Annotated in this window: 16 protein-coding genes and 1 riboswitch; all 16 genes read right to left on the reverse strand. The window is 41.0% G+C overall.

Features of this window, described 5'->3' with window-relative positions; genetic code table 11:
* Window positions 1–30: 30 nt before the first annotated feature.
* The 16 genes from sigH to parE all read right to left on the reverse strand — a co-directional run bounded on the left by sigH (window position 31) and on the right by parE (window position 20,466).
* Entirely contained in the window at window positions 31–684 is a 654-nt protein-coding gene (gene sigH / locus ACQKL6_RS13510; RefSeq protein WP_402872719.1) for an RNA polymerase sporulation sigma factor SigH, read from the reverse strand.
* Between the two features lie 339 nt (window positions 685–1,023).
* Window positions 1,024–2,460: an alanine/glycine:cation symporter family protein gene (locus tag ACQKL6_RS13515; RefSeq protein WP_402872716.1), complete on the reverse strand. Its 1,437-nt coding sequence runs from the start codon at window positions 2,458–2,460 to the stop codon at window positions 1,024–1,026.
* Between the two features lie 263 nt (window positions 2,461–2,723).
* Complete coding sequence (locus ACQKL6_RS13520; RefSeq protein WP_402872711.1) at window positions 2,724–4,016, reverse strand: Na+/H+ antiporter NhaC family protein; 1,293 nt, start codon at window positions 4,014–4,016, stop codon at window positions 2,724–2,726.
* 204 nt (window positions 4,017–4,220) lie between these two features.
* Window positions 4,221–4,325: riboswitch (SAM riboswitch) on the reverse strand.
* Window positions 4,326–4,474: 149 nt separating this feature from the next.
* The gene (locus tag ACQKL6_RS13525) at window positions 4,475–5,668 is read right to left on the reverse strand and encodes an ABC transporter substrate-binding protein (protein ID WP_402872707.1); all 1,194 of its coding nucleotides are present in this window, start codon (window positions 5,666–5,668) and stop codon (window positions 4,475–4,477) included.
* Between the two features lie 27 nt (window positions 5,669–5,695).
* Window positions 5,696–6,403 (reverse strand): ABC transporter ATP-binding protein, encoded by a 708-nt coding sequence (locus ACQKL6_RS13530; protein ID WP_402872704.1) that lies wholly within the window; start codon window positions 6,401–6,403, stop codon window positions 5,696–5,698.
* On the reverse strand, window positions 6,396–7,160 hold the full coding sequence (locus tag ACQKL6_RS13535) for an ABC transporter ATP-binding protein (RefSeq protein WP_402872701.1): 765 nt from the start codon (window positions 7,158–7,160) through the stop codon (window positions 6,396–6,398). Before ACQKL6_RS13535 ends, ACQKL6_RS13530 begins: the two co-directional genes overlap by 8 nt.
* Before the next feature lie 2 nt (window positions 7,161–7,162).
* Window positions 7,163–8,158, reverse strand: a complete 996-nt coding sequence (locus ACQKL6_RS13540; protein WP_402872698.1) for a branched-chain amino acid ABC transporter permease — start codon at window positions 8,156–8,158, stop codon at window positions 7,163–7,165.
* Window position 8,159: 1 nt separating this feature from the next.
* Entirely contained in the window at window positions 8,160–9,023 is an 864-nt protein-coding gene (locus ACQKL6_RS13545; RefSeq protein WP_402872696.1) for a branched-chain amino acid ABC transporter permease, read from the reverse strand.
* 601 nt (window positions 9,024–9,624) lie between these two features.
* Entirely contained in the window at window positions 9,625–11,319 is a 1,695-nt protein-coding gene (locus ACQKL6_RS13550; protein WP_402872693.1) for a sigma-54 interaction domain-containing protein, read from the reverse strand.
* A 122-nt stretch (window positions 11,320–11,441) separates the two neighbouring features.
* Window positions 11,442–11,843 carry a MaoC/PaaZ C-terminal domain-containing protein gene (locus tag ACQKL6_RS13555; protein ID WP_427651272.1) on the reverse strand — a complete coding sequence of 134 codons (402 nt, stop codon included), beginning with the start codon at window positions 11,841–11,843 and terminating at the stop codon, window positions 11,442–11,444.
* Window positions 11,840–12,292: a MaoC family dehydratase N-terminal domain-containing protein gene (locus ACQKL6_RS13560; protein WP_402872688.1), complete on the reverse strand. Its 453-nt coding sequence runs from the start codon at window positions 12,290–12,292 to the stop codon at window positions 11,840–11,842. Before ACQKL6_RS13560 ends, ACQKL6_RS13555 begins: the two co-directional genes overlap by 4 nt.
* Before the next feature lie 19 nt (window positions 12,293–12,311).
* The gene (locus ACQKL6_RS13565) at window positions 12,312–13,076 is read right to left on the reverse strand and encodes an SDR family oxidoreductase (protein ID WP_402872686.1); all 765 of its coding nucleotides are present in this window, start codon (window positions 13,074–13,076) and stop codon (window positions 12,312–12,314) included.
* Between the two features lie 19 nt (window positions 13,077–13,095).
* Window positions 13,096–14,271, reverse strand: a complete 1,176-nt coding sequence (locus ACQKL6_RS13570; protein WP_402872684.1) for an acyl-CoA dehydrogenase family protein — start codon at window positions 14,269–14,271, stop codon at window positions 13,096–13,098.
* 26 nt (window positions 14,272–14,297) lie between these two features.
* The gene (locus ACQKL6_RS13575; RefSeq protein WP_402872681.1) at window positions 14,298–15,449 is read right to left on the reverse strand and encodes an acyl-CoA dehydrogenase family protein; all 1,152 of its coding nucleotides are present in this window, start codon (window positions 15,447–15,449) and stop codon (window positions 14,298–14,300) included.
* A gap of 597 nt (window positions 15,450–16,046) precedes the next feature.
* Window positions 16,047–18,491 carry a DNA topoisomerase IV subunit A gene (gene parC, locus ACQKL6_RS13580; protein WP_427651273.1) on the reverse strand — a complete coding sequence of 815 codons (2,445 nt, stop codon included), beginning with the start codon at window positions 18,489–18,491 and terminating at the stop codon, window positions 16,047–16,049.
* The gene (gene parE, locus ACQKL6_RS13585; protein ID WP_402872675.1) at window positions 18,481–20,466 is read right to left on the reverse strand and encodes a DNA topoisomerase IV subunit B; all 1,986 of its coding nucleotides are present in this window, start codon (window positions 20,464–20,466) and stop codon (window positions 18,481–18,483) included. The genes parC and parE overlap by 11 nt, the downstream gene beginning before the upstream one ends.
* Window positions 20,467–20,668: the final 202 nt, after the last annotated feature.

Consider the following 20,668-nt stretch of genomic DNA (forward strand, 5'->3'; position numbering starts at 1 on the left):
ATCTATTTAAAGTGATGCTCACTGTATTACCTATTCAACCATCAACCGTGATTCCAGATACTTATCCAACTTCTTTTTCACACGTTGGAGTGCATTATCTATTGTCTTTACTTGAACATTCAATTCTAGTGAAATTTCCAAGTAGGTCTGTCCCCCCATATACAAGTCCACGACTGTACTTTCGAGGTCACTGAGGAGTTCCGTTAATTTCAGTTCAATTTCACTGAATTCTTCTAATCCTATTAAAATGGCAACCGGATCCATCTGCTTTTGCTCAGGGACGACATCAATAAGAGCTTGCTCCGATTCCCCTTGGTAAATAGGTCTAAACAGTGAAACATAGGTATTCAAAGGGGAATGCTTTTGTCTAGTGGCCGCTTTGACAGCAGTGATAATTTGTCTAGTAATGCATAGTTCAGCAAATGACTTAAAGGAAGCCGAATTTTTGCAATCTCGATAATCCCGGATAGCCTTATACAGTCCTATCATGCCTTCTTGAAAGACATCTTCCTTATCTCCACCCGTTAGAAAATACTTCATTGCTTTAGTTTTGACAAGACCTTTATACTTCGTAATTAATTGATTCAATGCCTCATCATCACCATCTTGAAATTTGCCTATCAATATTGCATCTTCCATTTGTGTAGGGTTTTCCACTTTTTCCTTATCGAGGATCATACTCATTTTTATTCCTCCACTCACTTAGTTGAGCACCAAATAACTACAAGGTTGCGTTTTAGCTTCAAAATATTGGTAGAACCTTATAATATTATAGTATCTCAGCTACATCATTAAAGATACCCTTAAATACCGACATTTTCCAACATTATTATATATTACCAATAAGTAAATAGGAATATTGATTTATAAATTCTTTCATTTAATAAGGTATTTATTCACAGTGTACTAGAATATTAGAAAGGACATAACCCGGATTGAGATGTGCGGATATGCCGGGCTATCTAAATCTATAAAAAAAACCTCGAAATAGTATCGAGGTCCCTTTTGTTCATGATCTAGTTTCTATTTGAATTCCTTTTTACTGGATCCTTCCACCTGTTCAGTTGGGTCACCCCAGCATTCAACATTCTTCAATCCCTTAATGTTACTTACATGAAAAACGGGATTTTTGCCATCTTTCTTTTGCTTTTGATAATCAGCAAGTGCAGCGAAAGCTATTTTCCCTAGCAAGGCTATGGCTATCAGGTTTATGATGGCCATTGATCCCATCAGCAAATCTGCTAGATTCCATACAAACTCGAGCGAAGCCATTGATCCGAAAATGACCATTCCAACGACTGCTGCACGATAAATATTTATCCAAATTTTCTTTTCATTAATAAAACTGATATTGGATTCTCCATAATAGTAATTTCCAACAATCGAGCTAAACGCAAATAACAGGACAATAATGGCGAGAAAAATACCAGCCCAAGATCCTAAGCTCTCGCTAAGGGCATTCTGCGTGAGAACAATTCCATCCGTTTCTTTTGATGAGTATAGACCGGAAAACAAGATGATAAAGGCCGTCGAGCTACATATGATGAGCGTATCAACAAAAACGCCTAGTGATTGGATCAGACCTTGTTTTACCGGATGGGTGACATCTGCCGTAGCACCCGCATTAGGAGCACTCCCCATTCCAGCCTCATTTGAGAACAAGCCACGCTTGATTCCGTTCATCATGGCTGCACCCAGTGCCCCACTAGCAATCTCCCTTAATCCATCGAATGCACTTTCAAAGATTAATGCAAGAACACTTGGTAACTCGGTTATATTCAATAGGATGACAACTAAAGCTACTAACACATAAGCTCCTGCCATGATTGGCACGATGACTTCAGACACTTTAGCAACCATCTTAATTCCGCCAAAAATGATAACAGCCGTTATGATTGCCAAAATTAGTGCGGTGATCCATTTATCTACACCAAAGGATGCTTGGAATGCACTTGTAATCGTATTGGCCTGTACAGAATTGAAAGCAAGTCCAAATGTCAATGAAATCAAAACAGCAAACGTGATACCCATCCAGCGTGCATTTAATGCTTTTTCCATATAATAAGCTGGACCACCACGGAAGGCTGCTCCGTCTTTGACCTTGTAAATTTGAGCTAAAGTGCTTTCAATGAAAGCAGAGGCAGATCCAATCAATGCGATTAACCACATCCAGAAAACAGCTCCCGGACCACCAGTCGTGATGGCTATAGCCACACCTGCCAGATTCCCCGTTCCTACCCGGGAAGCCGTACTGATGCAAAAGGCCTGAAACGAAGATACGCCTTTCTTATCTGCCGTAGCACCTTCCCCTAGTAACCTAATCATTTCTTTCACCATTCTAAATTGTACAAATTTAGTACGAAAAGAAAAATAAATGCCCATTCCAATTAATAAAATGATCAGTATAGAGGACCATAATAAATCATTTGTTTCAGTAATAAACTTTTCTACTATCTCCATTTTTAAACGAACCCACCTCTAATTATTTCATTACAATACCTTTAGAGTTCCCGCTTTTACAAAATAGTAAACACTTAAGAATAAAGATATCTCCGTTAATTGTATTTTATTATACTATTTTAATATTATTGAAGGCAGAGATTAGTTTTGTGAATTTTAAAGATTTCATACACACTTGAAGTCAATTACCCTAAAAAAGCCCTGGAGACAATGCTCCAGGGCAACATTCGTGATTTATTGATACTCTTCCAACCAACCTATTTTCATTTCCTCTTCGAGAACCGGGGGAAACCTATTAAAATGGCTATGATTCCTGAAACCCCGATCAAGACTGGATAGAACGAATAGGGTAGGATACTGATAGGAGAGATGTGTGCGACACCTGCAGCTAAAAGTAGTTGTGCTCCGTATGGCAATAAGCCCTGAATGCTACAAGCGAAAACATCGAGCAAACTGGCAGATTTCCGTGGATCGATTTCATACTTTTCGGCAATGTTTTTTGCGAGTGGACCAGCAATGATGATGGATATGGTATTGTTTGCCGTTGAAAGATTCGTTAAAGCCACCAATCCCGCGATACTGAACTCTGCACTTTTTCTTGATTTGCTCTTTCTCGTCACGAGGTTCAGTAGGTAATCGATTCCGCCGTTATGTTTGATAACAGAAACCATGCCTGCAATCAAAATCGCTAGGAAGGAGATTTCATACATCCCAGCCATTCCATCCCCCATTTTTTGAATCACTTCCATTGCATGATAACTACCATCCGCTAAACCGATGATTCCGGCAAAGACGATGCCGATAGAGAGAACCAAGAATACATTGATCCCTGCCAATGCTGCCACTAGAACACAAAGGTAAGGTAGAATTTTGACCCAATTGTAGGCTTCTCCAGAAATTGTAGCTTGTTCACCCATCGTCAGAAAACCAAGGATAAAACATGTGATTATTGCAGCAGGTAACACAATAAAAAAGTTCACTTTGAACTTATCTTTCATTTTCGTTCCCTGTGTGCGTACAGCTGCTATAGTCGTATCCGAAATGAAAGAAAGATTATCACCGAACATGGCACCACCAATGACCGCAGCCATGGAAAGGGCAACAGATATATCCGTTTGATCACTGATTCCTACTCCAATAGGTGCTAAAGCCACTATCGTTCCCATACTTGTCCCCATTGATAATGAGATAAAGCAGGCGATAATAAATAACCCCACCATTAAAAGATTTTGCGGAACAATTGAAAGTGCTAGATTCACCGTAGACGCTACGGCCCCCATCCCATTTGCCACTTCCGAAAAAGCCCCAGCCAATAGGAATATGACAACCATCAACATGATGTTTGAATCCCCGGCACCTTTACAAAAGATTTCTACTTTCTGATCGAATGATTCCTTTCGATTCATTGCCAGTGCCGTAGCAGATGCAATGGCTATGGCAACAATCACTGGAAATGTGTAAAAATCTTTTGTAATAACACCTGAACCTATAAATAATATCAAAAAAACGATAAACGGCGTTAAAGCCCATGGATTCCCTTTATTGTCTAAACTCATGATGTACACCTCTTTAGTATTTTGCATGGTAATGGTAATGGATACTCTTTTTGGACTCTCTAAATTTTCCGGCATCCCTTCATTTTAATATGGTCTTGATTATAGAATAGTAACAAACCATCAAGAACAGATTCCTATCCTATGAGTACAAAAAGACCTCTTCCGTTTTATTACAAGAAGAGGTCTTTTAATCTATAAACACTCCTCTTATCTTTCAGGTCAATCGCCTGCTGGATTTGGCACAGCACTCTAAATAAGTCTGCTGCCGAGACATCTTCGGGCCAGTCCCTCAGTCTCTCTTGATAAGAAGTAAGAAATATTCATTTTTTCAAAGCAAATATAAGAGTACAGCATTTTAAGAGTTTTCGCAAGGTAAAGTATTAAAGATTTTTATAAACTGATGGAATGCATTAGTTTTTAGCTTTCGGGGCGAAAAGGTAGTTAGTGTGAAAGCACCTTTATTCTTCTACATTGATGGGTACCACTTTTCCATCTTCGACCGCTCCTACAACGACTTTTGCTGCGAATCCACCGTTTTCGTCAATCGATGGTATATTGTAAATTTTCTGTTCAGGTGCCGTATTTGTCAGCCCATCCTGCATATGGTCACGGATCGCATTCACATCATCGACTGTTCCCGCCGCTTTCATTGCCTCCACAAAGGCATACATAGCAATGTAATTCAACCCCACTTCAGAACTAGCATCTTCCTTATAAATTTTTTTATATTTATCAATGAATGCCGGTATTGCTTCTTCCTTGGAATCGATTAGCGGAAGAACACCGATCGAACCTTCCAATGTTTCGTACGAGCCCGCTATTGGTTTCATTTGATCCAGTTTCGCCTGGTCCATGATAATGAAACCGCCTTTAAAGCCTAGTTCCCTTGCTTGTTTTGCAACCTTGGCCGTAGGCTCTGACGCCCCCCCGATGAAAAGGACATCAGGCTTTTCTTTTAGGGCATTTGTAACAGTCGTGAAGAAATCCGTTTCTTTAGAAAAATCAATGGAGGCGTTATATACGACTTCACCACCCTGTTTTTCCCAATGAGGAAGTAGGTTTTCCGCCCAGTCCTTCCCGTACTGGGAAGATGGTGGCAATGCCGCAATTTTCTTTCCGAAGTTTTCCATTGCATACGTAGAAAACGGTTCAATATACCCTTCATAATTTGGCGGGATCCTCACCGTTAATGAATTACCGCTTTCCGTGATGGCTGGTTCACTCGAATAGCCACCGATGATGAATTTCTCTTTTTCGTTAAAAACCTGAAGGGCGAGTATCCCTCCACTATGAGGAGTGAAAATAATCGGAGTTTTGTATTCCTGAATTAAACGTTTAGCATTTGAACCCGTTTCATTCGGTAAGTACTTATCATCCAACGAAACCAGGTTGAGCGTATATTTTTCCCCTTCCACTTCAAACCCACCAGCATCATTGATTTCATTTACTGCCATCTCCACACCATTTAACGTTCGTTTTCCATATAAGGCTGCTGCTCCACTCAAAGGACCGCTAAAACCGATATTGACGACATTCTTCCCTTTACTGGCCTTTCCTCCCCCACTTGAGGCAGGGCTGTCTCCTTTGTTACAGCCGGCTAGTGCCGTTAGGACGAGTAATAGCATGACAAAGAATACACTCAATTTTTTCATGAAAATCCCCCATTCATTTTTAAACTCTTATGCTCCGATATAAGCTTTCCGTACTTCATCATTAGCCAATAATTCTTTTGCAGTCCCTTCGACGACAATTTCCCCATTTTCAAAAACATATCCCTTATCTGCAATGCTAAGAGCCGCATTCGCATTCTGTTCAGCTAGTAGAACGGTTATGCCTTCCCGGTTTATTTCTTCAATGACTTGGAACATCTGTTCAACGATCAAAGGGGCGAGGCCCACGGAAGGTTCATCTAGCATCAAAAGCTTTGGCTTAGACATCAAGGCCCTGCCAATGGCTAGCATCTGTTGCTGTCCACCACTCAAGCTGCCGGCTTCATCATGGAGTTTTTCTTTTAAAATAGGAAATAAATGATAGACATTTTCCAATGAGGCCTTGATTTCCCTCTTTTTTTTCCGATGGACGTAAGCCCCCATCTTCAAGTTTTCCTGGACAGTCATCTGAGGAAACAGTTTCCTCCCTTCTGCACATTGAACAATTCCAGCCTGGACATTCTTATCCGGAGGCCTGCCTCCGATAGTCCGTTCCTCAAAATGAATTTCACCCCCAGCCAGCTTACTAATGCCGCTGATAGAACGGAATGTCGTGCTTTTCCCTGCTCCATTCGCTCCCAGTAGAACGACAATTTCCCCTTTTTTCACTTCAATATTCACATGCTTGATCGCAGAGAAGCTCCCATAACATACAGTAACATCAGTTAGCTTAAGCACTAGCACTACCTCCTAAATAGGCTTTAATAACCGCCTCATTCGCCCTGATTTCTTTTGGAGTGCCTTCAGCAATCTTTTCCCCGTAGTTCAGGACCATGATATGGTCAGCTAAGTTCATGATCATATGCATCTTGTGCTCGATCAAGCAAATCGTGAAGCCCGATTGATTCAACTCCTTGATCAGTTCTGTAAGCCCTTCTGTTTCATCAGGGTTTATGCCGGCGGCCGGTTCATCAAGAAAGATGATTTCCGGATCCGTCGCAAGGGCAAGGGCAATCGCAGTCCGCTTCTTTTCCTCTTGAGAAATACTCGAGACCATCTTATTTGCCGAATCCATTAAGCCGACAATTTTCAATACTTCCATCGCTTTATCACGACAGGCCTTTTCCTCCCGTTTTAACCTCTTCGTCCTTAGGATAGCATCTACCAAATTCGATTTAGTTCGAAGCCTATGCCCTACAATCACGTTATCCAAGATGGTGGATTGCTCAAAAAGACTAGTCGTCTGGAACGTTCTTGCTATGCCAAGCCCCGCTATTTCATTGGCAGGAAGCTTCGTGATGTCTTTCCCTTTGAAGAGGACTGCTCCAGAACTTGGACGATGGAAGCCGCTGATCAAGTTGAAAAACGTAGACTTCCCGGCTCCATTAGGCCCGATAATCGCATTGATCTTTCCTTTTTCAATGGTGAAATCCACATTTTTTACAGCTGCCAATCCCCCGAAACTCTTTGTTAAATTCTTCGTTTCGATAAACATCTTCATCCCTCCTCCGCATTAACCGGAACGTCCTTACTCATAATCAGTTGTTTCTTATCTCTTCGTTTAATTTTCCAATCAAAGAATGCACCCGAAATACCGCGTGGATAGAAAATTATGATCAACGTAAGTAAAGGTCCAAAGATCAACATTCGATACTCTTGGAGAAATTGTAGATTCTGGGATAGTATGACGAGAAGCAAAGTTCCAACCAAAGGTCCCGATAGAGTTCCTATTCCGCCGACCAGTAGATACATCAACAAGTCGAACATTATGGCCGTAGACCCGATATCCGGTCCGATAAACCGCACGAATGAAGCATATAAGGCACCTGCCAAGCCTGCAAAAAATGTAGAAAGAACAAATGCGGTCAACTTATTCTTCATCGTGGATATGCCTATCGTTTGGGCAAGTTCCTCACTATTCCTGATGGCCATATAGGTTCTCCCTGTCAACGAATGAACAATACGATACATGACCAAAATGACGCCAAGTAGGAAAATGAGCACCAAATAATATTGTGAAGCGGCCGTCTCGAAAGTGATGGGTCCGATATTTCCAGGGGCCGGAATCCCAATCAAGCCTCTAACTCCTTCTGTAAGACCTTCCCATTTATCGATGACCAGGTAGATGATATATCCGACGCATAAAGTATAAATTGCGAAAAAGTGTTCTTTTGTTCTCAATGCTATTAAGCCGACCAAAAAACCAAGCGCCCCGGAAATTAGGCAAGACAAGACCAGTGCCAACCAAAAGTTCATTCCCGCTTTTACCGTCAATAACCCCAATGAGTACGCCCCAATGGCAAAGTATCCAGCATGGGCAAGCGAAAGATAGCCCGTATAGCCCGCTAACAGATTAATTCCATATACCGCGATTGCCCAGATGAAAGACAACGTTAACATATGAACGTAATAGTCATTCTGCGCGATGATTGGAAATAAAAAGGCCAGGATGATCAAAATTAAGATGACATTTCGTTTTGATAAGATATTCAAACTACCTCTCCCCCTTTGCGAAAAGACCCGTCGGTTTGACCGTTAAGATGACTACTAAAAGGAAGAAGGCTATGATATCCTTATAATCATTGGATATATAGGTTGCGCCAAGGCTTTCACTGAATCCAAGAATATATCCACCAACGATTGCACCTGGAACGCTTCCCATCCCTCCTAGGATGATAATCACGAAAGCCTTTAATATCACTAAATGACCCATGCCTGGAAAAACTAGATTGATGGGAGATGCAAGGGAGGAAGCAATGGCGGCTAGCCCCCCAGAAATCATGAAGGTCAGCATGGCAACTTTATTGATGTTAATCCCGACTAGCGAAGCCCCTTCACGACTTTGGGACATCGCGATGATCGTGGAACCTGTATACGTCTTCTTTAAGAACAGATAGAGAACCGACATGACCACGATTGCCGCCACAATAATCAACAAACGTTGCATCGTGAACGTCAAGCCCATGATATTGACTACTTGTCCATAAGGAGATTGCATGGTTTGAAAATCAGCTCCCCAGACAAATTGTGCAAAGGCTTCAAGAAAAAGTAAAATTCCAATGGCTGCAATTTTATCATGCAACGGTGGAGCATCCCTTAACAAACGGAATACGAATCGTTCCAATAAAACCCCAAGAAGGCCCACGACAATGACGGACACGAACATAGCAATCCAGTAATTCAGCCCAGATAACGTCATCATCGACAACGTGACATACCCTCCTATCATATAGAGAGCACCATGGGCAAAGTTAGGGATATGAAGAATCCCATATACCAATGTCAACCCAAGGGCAACTAGGCTATATACGCTTCCGATTGTTAAACCATTAAACAATTGCTGAATTAAAATCTCCATTTCCTTCCTCCCTTATCCCAATGAATGTTCGTAGGTAATGCTTTACTTGAATACAACATCCCTAACCATAAGGAACTCTTCTCCATGACCCTATCGAATTGTTAATGCCAACCTTTTTTGTTAGCGCTTTCATTATTCCATCGCGTAATCCATCGAAAGGCTACCCGCTTCTTCTGTAACCTCGTTTCGACCCATTTTTCCGTAATCTTTATCTACTTTTTTAGTTGTCTGCATCCCATTTTATGATTTCATGAATACTATCTTCATATCTGTCAACTGAATAACGCTGTGCAATCGTCGGAAACGTTCCACAGTCACCTCACATTCCCCATAAATCATTTGTAAAGCATTTCCTTAATAACAATGCAAGTACTATGCCATCTTGAAAAAGCCATACTAAGTCACTTTACGAAATAAGAATGATTCACTTTTGATTCAAATAATTGAATTCATATGGCATAACCATCATTCACTTTTGACTGAACGAACCACTTTTGAATTAGAATGGATTGTCTTTCAGATTCATAGATATATTATTATCCAGATGACTACTAGGGAAGAAATGAAAAGGGGTATTCCCCTTACGGAAATCCCCCTTTGCTTACCTATTCTTTTCACTGACTCTCAATCCATATTTTTTTAGTTTCCTGACAATCGTAGCCTGGCTTGAATCAAGAGCTTCAGCAATTTCATATGTGGTCTGATAAGTTTGCGCTGCTTTTGTCAATATTTCTTTTTCAGCTCCCTCCACCGCTTCCTTTAGAGACTGAGAATCACGAGAGTTGGTTTGGCTCATGTTTTCTTGCTGATATTCTACAGGCAAGTCGCTTACCGAGATGACGGAACCATTCGTTAACACGACCAGTCTTTCCACTATATTAATCAGTTCTCGGACATTTCCCGGCCAATCATAATGAAAAAAATAATCTTTTAACGCTGAATCTAACTTTTTGGTCAATTTATATTGGTTGTTGGCCTTGGTTAAAAATAAATCAGACAATGCGAGGATATCTTCTCTTCTTTCCCTAAGAGGTGGAATCACAATGGGGATGACATTCAGGCGATAATATAAATCTTCGCGAAATTCTCCCGCTTTGACCATATCCAATAGATTTCGATTTGTGGCCGCGATAATACGAACATCGATTTTCTTCGGTTTCGTTCCTCCGATTCTTTGTATTTCCCTTTCCTGAAGAACACGAAGTAATTTTACCTGAAGCTGAAGTGGGAGTTCACCGACTTCATCCAAAAATAATATTCCGTTATCAGCTATTTCGAACATCCCCGGTTTCCCCTTGTGATTAGCCCCGGTAAACGCTCCCCCCTCATAGCCAAACAGTTCAGACTCCAATAAATCGGCAGGAATCGCCCCACAGTTTATTTTAACGAAATCCCCTTTTTTTGAACGGATGCTCCCGTTAAAGATATTGCGGGCCAATACGTCCTTTCCCACACCCGTTTCCCCTAATATAAGGACTGTCGCGTCAATGTCTGAAATCCTTTCAGCAATTTCGTAAATCTTCCTCATCTTTTCACTAACAAAAACGACTCCATCTTGATTTGTAATCTTTCTTAGCTTTTCGATTTCCTGCTTATACTGATTGTTCAATTCATTCACTTTCGTCAATTCATGCATCAGTTCATTCAAATCGGATAAATCACGTATATTCGTAACGATCTGTTCAATCTCCCCTTCACCATTAAACACCGGGCTTCCCGTGATCAGCGTCTCTTTTCCGGCGAAGTTATCCTGTACGACTGATACAGTCCTCCTCTGCTTTACCACTTTATGTGTAACCGAGGCATTCAGTATTCCACGCTTAATCAACTGATTTACTGATTTGCCGATATAATACTCTTTAGGAATCCCCGTAATTCTCTCAATAGCCGGGTTTGTATATATTGTCACTCCATCAGGATCGGTGATATAAATGCCATCATAGGAATTCTCAATGATGGCATCCAATGCGCGGTTCATTTTTTTGGTTTCCCCGAATTCTTCCATTACATCATCGACATATGAAGTTTGACCCCCTACATATAAATGCTCGCCTTTTTCCAATTGCATCACTGAGATAAATACATATCGATTGGTGCCATGGTATGCTGTTGCCAGCCTATTATTATCAAAAAATATCCATCTATCAAATAAATCTGAAAGGGTATTTCTATTCTGCATCTGTTCCTTAAAATATTGGCTCCATTCTTTAATCTTGCCTTCATCATCAAGGATAATGGCAGGAAATGGCCATTCTTTGATCCATTTGATCTGGGAATCCTGTTTCAGTTGATTCAATACATTCACCACCGCAAAAGAATTCTTTCTAATTCAATTCTCGATATCTTTCGAATCCCCTTTAATAATGTCGAAATTCCAATAAAAAATAGTGATGAAATAACTTCATCACTACCTATCATTCAATATACTTTGAATATGACCTCCCCACTGATTGTTTCCTTGCCTACTTGATTGACGGCAACTACAACAAAATGGTACGTATCTTCCTTTTTCTCTTTTAAATAGGCTTGAAGCGTGATGACATCATCTAGAAAAACCATACTCTTGAATCGTATTTTATACTCTTCAATAAATCCGATGTCATAAGAATCACTGAATAACTTTGCAAGGTTTCCCATCGTCCACATTCCATGGGCAATGATTCCAGGTAGACCGGCCTTTTTAGCTTCTTCATCAATGGTATGAATGGGATTGAAGTCACCGGAAGCACCAGCGTATTTAATGAGATTTAGGCGTGAAACAGGATCCAACTTTATCGATTGTACAGAATCTCCAGGATTCAATTCTTTTAACAAACTCATCGGCTCCCCACCGACTTTCTTACCGTATCATTGATGATGACCAATTGATCGGCAGTAAATACTATCTCACCATTTGCATCGGTTCCATAATTTTTTAATGCTAGAAACCCCAAATCCCCCTGTTTTCCACTCTTCTCATAATAATCCTTCACTTCTGTATAACACGTGATTTCTTCCCCTACCAGAAGGGGCCGCTTATAATGATAAATCTGCTCGCCGTGAATTAACCCTTTAGCAGGGAGGTTCAACCCTTCAATCACTCCATAATCAAAGACCCGTGGGAATGTAGGAGGGGCAATATTCGTGCCGTACCTTGATTGTTTTCCTATCTCTTCATCAATGAAAATAGGATGCAAGTCACCGATTGCTTCCGCGAATTTTTTCACGGCCCCACGTTCGACTGAATTTTTGACCGGTTTGGAACGTTTTTCGATACAATCTTTAAACATATCATCCCCACCTAATCAGTTAATTTTTTGGACCACCTGCAACGTAAAGAACTTGACCATTAACAAAGGAAGAAGCTTCATCAGCAAAAAAAGCAACAGCATTTGCGATATCACTTGGCTTCCCGCTTCTAGCAACTGGAATCTTCTTCACACTTCCCTCAACGAACTGCTCAAAACTGACCCCCACACGACGTGCAGTTTCTTTCGTCATCTCCGTTTCAATGAATCCAGGGGCTACCGAATTAGCTGTGATTCCATATTTACCGAGCTCAATCGCTAACGTTTTCGTTAACCCTTGCAGCCCCGCCTTTGCAGCTGCATAATTCGATTGTCCTCGATTGCCGAGAGCCGAAGTGGACGAAATATTGATGATTCTTCCATATTTTCTTTCAACCATGTATTTCTGAGCAGCACGGACTGAATTGAACGTACCCTTCAAATGTACATCCATGACTGTCTGCCAATCCGAATCGGTCATTTTGAATATTAGGTTATCGCGAATGACCCCCGCGTTATTGACAAGGATATCAAGTGAACCGAATGTTTCCGCTATTTCCTTGACAGCAGTTTCCACCTCTTCTGCCTCGACTACATTTGCCACTTTTGTATAAATGGTATAGCCTTGGTCACGTAGTTCATTTCCCGCTACATTCAGGACCTCTTCATTAATATCGATGATTCCTACCTTTGCTCCTTCACTTGCTAGTAGTTCAACGATTGCCCTTCCAATCCCCCTGCTTCCACCAGTTACTAATGCTGTTTTTCCTAAAAATCTTCCTGTCATGTTTGTTCCTCCTCATCTATTATAAAAATTGTCCTAGTTTAACATGTCCTTTAATTAAGTTCCTTGAAATGATCATACGCTGAATTTCATCTGTACCATCGTATATTCTCCAGAGCCTTGCTTCACGGTACCAACGCTCAATAGGCAGTTCTTTTGTATAACCCATGCCACCATGGATTTGCAAAACACGATCGACGACTCGATTCCCCATATTCGAGCCATAAAGTTTAGCCATCGAGGCTAGATGACGATTGTCTTCTCCATTATCAAGTGTGAAAGCTGCATTTAAGACTAACCACCTTGCCGCTTCAATTTCAACAGCAGAGTCTGCAATCTGCCATTGAATGGCCTGACGTTCCGCAATAGGCTTCCCGAAAGTTACCCGCTCCTTTGCATAGTCGATGGCCATTTGGAGTAATCGTTCAGCTGAACCCACTGCCCTTGCCCCAACAATCCATCTTGCAAAACCTATCCACTCGAGACCCAATTTGTAGCCACCATGTATTTCCCCTAATATATTCTCCTCAGGTACCCGTACATTGTCGAACACTAAACCGGCAGGTCCCCATTCGCCCATCGTATTGATATATTCTGATTTCCATCCCATGTCCCGATCCACGATGAAACAGGTGACGCCTTCCGTCCCCGTTGCCTGGTGACGTTCTTTGTCCGTAACCGCAATGACCATGACAAAATCTGCATCATTTCCACCGGTGATGAACGTTTTTTCGCCATTCAGCACCCACTCGTCTCCATCCTTAATGGCCGTCATTTTTATGTTGCGTGTATCGGATCCAGCCCCTGGTTCCGTCATCGCAAAACAAGACTTCTTCTCCCCATTGATCGTTGGAATCAGATATTTCTTCTTCTGTTCTTCATTTCCATAATACAGAATATTATCAGCTGATCCACCGAAACTGAAAGGAACGAATGTCTTCGAAACTTCCATCAGCACGATGGCCATCATCATTTGCCCTAAATCAGCCCCACCATATTCTTCAGGTGTATTAACTCCCCAAAACCCCGCCTTTTTTGCTTTTTCCTGTAATTCCTGTAATGTCTCTGCAGGTAAACTGGGCTTTCCGGCTATTTCATTCCGGAGCACTTCATTTTCCAGTGGAATCAGTTCATTTTCGACAAACTTACGAATCGTTTTTTGCACCATTCTTTGTTCATCCGATAAACGTAAATCCATTACAATCCCTCCAGCTTCCATTAAAATTATTTTGAATGCGCTTTCTTCAATTGCCCTGTAATGATGTTTTTCTGGATTTCCGACGTACCTTCATAAATTCTAGTAATTCTTGCATCCCGAAAGAAACGTTCGATAGGAAAATCCTTAATATATCCGAGTCCTCCATGAATCTGGACCGCTTTATCCGCCACCCGATTATATACTTCCGAACCGAAAAGCTTCAGCATGGCCGCTTCCTTAATGATTTTCTCTCCCTGATCGACCATCCAGGCCACTCTATAGGTAAAAGAACGAAGTGCCTCTATTTCCATTGCCATCTCAGCTATCATATGGGATACAGCCTGGTGTTCAATAATCGGTACATCAAATTGTTCCCGTTCCATTGCATAATGAATGGATAAATCCAATAAGTACTGACATGAACCTAAATTGCGTGCTGCGAGTCCTGCTCGACCGTTTGCCAGGATTTTAAGGGCATTGACGTATCCTTGGCCAACTTCCCCCAGTACATTTTCCAAAGGAACCTCGCAATTTTCAAAAATCAGTTCTGCAGAATGGGAACCTCGTAGCCCCATTTTCCTTTCCATACTACCTACTTGGAATCCTGGGAATCCCTTTTCTACGATGAATGAAGTGATTCCTTTTGCTCCTTTTTCCTTATCCGTAACAGCCATGACGGTGAAAATATCTGCCACATCCGCATTCGTTATATAGTGCTTTGTTCCATTCAGGATATATCTATCACCTGATTTTACCGCGGTCATTTTTAAATTTGTGGCATGTGATCCTGCAGCTGGTTCCGTTAAAGCAAATGCTCCGATTCGATTTCCACTTGCCATGTCAGAAAGATACTTTTGCTTTTGTTCTTCATTCCCCATCTCCACAATACCGACTGTTCCGATACCGGTATGGGCTCCTATCAACGTCGTATACCCATTATGCGTTTTTCCTATTTCCTCATATAAGGCACATTTTTCGACCATACCGATACCTAGTCCATCATACCTCTCAGGGATACTAAGACCGAATAAGCCCATTTCTTTAGATAATTGAATGAGAGAATCAGGGATACGGTCTTCCTCTTCAATCTGCATGGCAAATGGTTCGATTTCGTCTTGAATAAATTGCCGGATATTTTCTTTCAAAAGTAGAGTCTCTGCATCAAAGCGAAAGTCCATGCCGTTAGCCCCCCTTTTTTTAAAATTGGTTTCTGCCGATCGAACCTTTTTCACATGAGTTGTTTCTTAACTTAAAGCACTATGTATAGGCTTTTGTTTAAATGAACCGCAGTTTAATAGAAATACGAGTCGAAGATTAAAAAATATGTCTTTTTGACGAGCATGTAGGAAGGTCATTTCAATTTTTTTCAAGATTAGAATTCTTGTTATAAGATCTATCCATTTTTGCTCCCTTTCCTAATTCACAAAAATCAAGAAGATACAATTATCATATGCAAGTAATGTGCCAAATTAAAAACGCTACCAGGCTAGCAATCTGGTTTCATTAAAATTCAAATTTGAATTAATCATCCAATTATTGAGATTTTCTCATGGACACTACAACGATTTAATTTTGACTTAATCATTCACTTTTGAATTAAGAACATATTAAGTAGTTAGTGAGTAAAGAAGGCATCGGGGTAAATGTAAATGGTGTTATTTGACTACACGGACAGTAAGGGACGAATGAGCCTAGATTTGAACACAGATCAACCATAGAAATAAAGAAAAGGGATGCTGACCAAGTCAGCATCCCTACTATAAAATGAATGGATGTTACGAATCTTTTACAGATTCATCTTCTAATGAAATTTTCCATAATTCTTTTGCTTTTCCGCTTTCCGTTTCGTCAAAAATAAAGGAACCATTTGTGTAGCGATCATGATTTTTCAATGATGATGCATGAACGGTTTCAATTTTGCCTTTTTCAGAAAGAATGAACAAACTATCGGTTTTATTGACTGTATCAAATCCAATGACACGATGAGGATTTGATTTAAGTTCCCTTAATACGACAACCCCACGTTTAGCACGGCTTGTTTTTTCGAACTCCGTCAATTTCATTTTCTTCATGGCCCCGCGTTGTGTGACGATCAAAATGGATTCCTTACTATCCTTGGCTAATATCTTACCGCCAATGACATAATCATCTTCTTTTAAATTGATTCCCTTCACACCAGCAGCACGGATGCCTACAACACTCACTTCTTCTTCATCAAACCATAAGCCATAACCATTGTGGGTGACTATGAATAGATCAGCCTTGCCATCGGTGTGGTGAACATCAATCAATTCATCATCACCCTTTAAATTGATGCCTACTAGGGTTTTGGAATGACGCTGTGCTTTATAGGAAGCTAGTTCGGTCTTTTTGACCATGCCATTTTTCGTTATGAACACTAAAAACTCTGGTTGATTGAAATCTTTTATTGGAATGGCCTTAATGATTTGCTCATCCCGATCTATTGGGATGATATTCGCGATATGTTGGCCCGTTTCTTTCCAACGAATATCTGGAAGCTGATGGACTGGACAATATAGGAAATTACCTTTGGAAGTGAACAACAGCAGTACGTCTGTCGTATTCATTTCCAGTTTCTGAAGCATGCGGTCTGAATCCTTCATGCCAAAATCAAGCCCACCGGATGCCGAATAAGATCGTAGCGATGTACGCTTGACATAGCCCTCTTTCGTTACAGTGACCATAACGTCCTCACTTGCTATCAAGACTTCAAGATTGATCTTGATTTCTTCAATCTCATTCTCGATTTTCGAACGTCGGCCGTCATCAAACCCTTTTTTAATAAATCGTAATTCTTTTTTAATGACTTGAAGTAGAACCTTCTCACTACCAAGTATTTTAGTCAATTCCTCAATCTTACTGTTTAACTCTGCTGCTTCAGCTTTTAGAGCTGTAATGTCCGTGTTGGTCAAACGGTAGAGCTGTAAAGATACAATGGCTTCGGACTGAGCTTCGGTAAAGGTAAACTTGGCAATCAGGTTATCTTTAGCATCTCTTTTATCCTTAGAACCTCGGATGACAGCGATGACTTCATCTAAAATGGATAGAGCCTTTATTAAGCCGTCTACAATATGTGCCCTATCGTGTGCTTTTTGAAGTTCAAAACGAGATCGGTTAATTATAACCTCTTTACGATGGTCAATATATGCATCAAGCATTTTAGGCAGGCTCATCAATGTCGGCCGTTTTTTATAAATCGCCACCATATTAAAATTATAAGAAACCTGGAGATCGGAATTTTTATATAAATAATGCAAGACACCATTTGCATCTGCTTCTTTTCTCAATTCAATTACGATTCGAAGTCCCGTACGGTCGGTTTCATCACGAACCTCCGCAATTCCTTCAACTTTACGATCAAGCCGGAACTCATCTATTTTCTTTACAAGATTCGCTTTATTGACTTCATAAGGGATTTCCGTAACGACAATTTGTTGCTTTCCTCCACGTATCGTTTCCACATCAGCCAAGCCACGGACGATGATTTTACCTTTGCCGGTTTCATAGGCTTTACGAATGCCTTCGATTCCCTGAATGATACCGCCTGTTGGGAAATCGGGACCTTTGATAACTGTCATCAAATCCGCGACTGTCGCTTTCGGGTTATCGATCCTCATAATGGCTGCATCAATGACTTCGCCTAATTGATGTGGAGGAATCTCCGTTGCATAACCAGCAGATATACCTGTCGAACCGTTTACGAGCAGGTTCGGGAACATTGCCGGTAATACGATAGGTTCTTCGGATGTATCGTCAAAATTGGAGACAAAATCAACAGTCCGCTTGTCTATATCACGTAACATCTCGGAGGCAATGGCTGAAAGCCTTGCTTCCGTATAACGCATTGCAGCTGGTGGGTCACCATCGATACTACCGTTGTTTCCATGCATCTGAACCATGACCTTCCGCAACTTCCAATCCTGACTCATCCGTACCATGGCCTCATAAACTGAGGAATCACCGTGTGGGTGATAGTTACCAATAACATTACCGACCGTTTTGGCAGATTTTCTAAACCCTTTTTCCTGGGTATTCCCTTCTACAAACATGGCATATAAAATCCGGCGCTGAACCGGTTTTAATCCATCTCTTGCATCTGGTAATGCACGATCCTGAATAATATATTTACTATAACGCCCGAAGCGATCTCCAATAACCTCTTCTAGCGGTAAATCACGAAATGACTCTTCAAATACCATCGTTATTGACCTCCTCTTCAATCGACATATTTTCATTATCTAAAATATTCGATTCCTCTTCGAGACCAAAAGCAACATTGGCTTCAATCCATTTACGGCGCGGCTCTACTTTGTCACCCATTAACGTTGTTACACGTCTTTCAGCACGTGCCCCGTCATCGATTTTGACGCGAATCAATGTTCTTGTTTCCGGATTCATGGTCGTATCCCATAGCTGATCGGCATTCATCTCACCAAGACCCTTATAGCGCTGGATCATATAGCCTCTGCCTATTTTATCAATTGCACCCTGAAGTTCATCATCGCTCCAGGCATATTCTATAATCTCTTTCTTTCCCGTGCCTTTACTCACTTTATATAATGGCGGCAAGGCGATAAATACCTTTCCTGCCTCTATTAATGGCTTCATATAACGATAAAAGAATGTAAGCAGTAATACTTGAATATGTGCTCCATCCGTATCGGCATCAGTCATGATGATGACTTTATCATAATTGGTATCAGGGGTATTGAATTCCGCCCCCACTCCTGCACCTATGGCATGAATAATCGTGTTTATTTCTTCATTTTTGAAAATATCGGCAAGCTTAGCCTTTTCGGTATTGATGACTTTACCCCTTAGCGGTAGCACCGCTTGAAAACGTCGATCCCGACCTTGCTTGGCAGATCCTCCTGCAGAGTCCCCTTCAACAAGATATAATTCATTTCGCTCGGGATTTTTCGATTGGGCTGGCGTCAATTTCCCCGAAAGATTACCATCGGATTTTTTCCGTTTCTTTCCGCTTCTAGCATCTTCCCGAGCTTTTCGGGCCGCTTCACGAGCTTGGAAAGCTTTGATGGACTTTTTCACTAATAGTGTGGTAGTCGTCGGATCTTCTTCAAAAAAGTATGCTAAATGCTCTGAAACGATTGAATCGACAGCAGACCGCGCTTCACTGGTACCCAGCTTGCTTTTAGTCTGACCTTCAAATTGCAGGAGCTCTTCCGGAATGCGGACAGAAATAATTGAAGATAATCCTTCTCGTATATCCGATCCTTCAAGATTTTTATCTTTTTCCTTTAATAACCCCATCTTTCTGGCGTAATCATTAAATGAACGTGTCATCGCTGTCTTAGCCCCAATTTCATGGGTCCCGCCATCTTTCGTGCGGACATTATTGACAAAGCTTAGGATGTTTTCTGAATATCCATCATTAAATTGAAAAGCCAGGTCGACCTCAATTCCATTCTGTTCCCCTTCTAAACTGACAACATTATGGAGCGTCTCTTTTTCCTCATTTAAATATTCTACAAAAGCTTCTATCCCAGTTTCATAATGGAATATTTCATGCTCATTTTTCCGTTCATCTATCAACTCTATTTTCATGCCCTTTAAAAGAAAAGCAGACTCACGAAGTCTTTCAGAGAGCGTATCATAATTAAATGTGGTAACCGAAAATATTTTAGGATCCGGCTTAAAATGAATTCTTGTCCCGGATTGATTGGTTTTGCCGATTTTCTCCAAGGTGGTTTCCGGTTTACCCCCGTTGAAGAAACGTTGTTCATAAATGAACCCGTCTCTTTTAATCGTGACGACAAGCCATTCAGACAATGCATTCACAACTGATGCACCAACCCCGTGCAGACCGCCACTTGTTTTATATCCACCTTGTCCGAACTTACCTCCGGCATGAAGAATCGTCAAAATGACTTCAGGTGTAGGTTTCCCCGTTTTATGCATACCTGTAGGCATCCCCCGACCCTTATCCGTTACACTTACACTATTATCTTTATGTATTTTCACACTAATGTGGTCTCCATAACCGGCCAAAACCTCATCTACGGAGTTATCCACAATCTCATACACTAAATGATGAAGTCCACGTGCATCCGTACTGCCGATATACATACCGGGACGTTTTCTGACCGCTTCGAGTCCTTCCAGTACCTGAATTGCATCATCATTGTACTCGATTGTCTTTACTTTCTTTGCCACAGAAATTCCCCTTTCCTTACTAAACACAATTTCCGGGCCAAATCATACTGCAATGAAATGACTCTTAACCTTAAACCAAATAATTTATATGTTCGTTATCTTTACATAAAGTATAATGGTTTCGAACAAAAAGAACAAGTGTTCTATTTTTTTCGTCCCTTTATTAAACGTTAATATTCTTGATCGGAATTTATCATGTTCG

The organism is Peribacillus sp. NPDC097197 (genome assembly GCF_050278025.1).
Taxonomy (GTDB): Bacteria; Bacillota; Bacilli; order Bacillales; family DSM-1321; genus Peribacillus.